We start from the raw sequence: 1,114 nt of genomic DNA on the forward strand, positions 1-1,114 counted from the left end.
ATTTACGGGGCACGGCTTCGTTACGGTATGCCGGCGGTATCGGGTAATATCATAGAGCCCGGGGCTACGGCAACGATAGAATTGAACCCGATAGGCGCAGGCGACAGTATCGAATGGTTTGCCAATGCAGAAGGTGGAACGGCTATCGGTAGTGGATTGAGCTTTACGACGCCTGCCTTAAACGTAAATACGACATATTATATAGAGATCACGCGGGAGGGACTTACCGATTCGGTACGTTACCCGATCACCGTGGGGATCAACTTCCCTCCGACAGAAGGAGCCAGGGAACGGGTCTATGCCTGTAGCCAGGACAACCTGGCCATCGGGGGAGTAGAAAACCCGGAACTAGCCGTAGATGGCGATCCGAGTACCCATTCTACCTTTACGATCTTAAAAATAGGCGCTTTTTATCAACGCTTGAGTTATGAGAACTGTGCCGTTAAACCTGCAGCCGGAGATGCCATGCATATCAAACTGGGCACAGAATCCGGATTGCTTGAGGTACTTGGTTTTGTAGGGATACAGGCAGTACGCAATGGAGTGCTGGTAGGGGATGTAGTGCCTTTGGTGAACCTGGTCTCTGTATTGAACGGACCGGAACAGATCGAAGTGGTGTTTACCCCTTCCATTAATGGTACTCCTATCGAGTATGATGGTGTACAGATCACCAAATTGTCCTTAGATAGTTTCCAGACGCCATTACATATCTATGAAGCATATTTCTATCAGCCTGCAACCGGCCCTGTGGATGTGAACCAACCGATAGATGTGCTTTGGGGAACCGGTGGAGACATCGCCAGTACAGCCAACTTTGTACGGGACGTGAATCTGGCCTTTGATGGCGACGCTACGACTTTTGCCCACTTAAGGGCCAACCTGGCCGTATTGAGTGAAGGTGTTCATATCACTGCCTTATATCCGACTTTATCTGTAGAAGGCGATGGTGTACACCTGATCTTCCAGAGACAGGAAGGTGGATTGATAGATGCTTCGTTGTTATCGCAGAACATCCGGATACGGACCTTTGATAATAATGATGAGAACAGTGTATTGACCCTGGATCCTGAGTTGATCCAGTTATCGTTGTTCCCGGGCACGACAGATGTATATG

1 protein-coding gene is annotated in these 1,114 nt (G+C 49.3%); it reads left to right on the forward strand.

Annotated features, from left to right (window positions below):
• Positions 1–1,114: immunoglobulin domain-containing protein (locus KN811_RS21755; RefSeq protein ID WP_425596714.1), on the forward strand; the 1,114-nt coding region annotated here is incomplete at both ends.

Origin of the sequence: Sinomicrobium weinanense, from assembly GCF_018863395.1 — a bacterium.
Classification (GTDB): Bacteria; Bacteroidota; Bacteroidia; order Flavobacteriales; family Flavobacteriaceae; genus Sinomicrobium; species Sinomicrobium weinanense.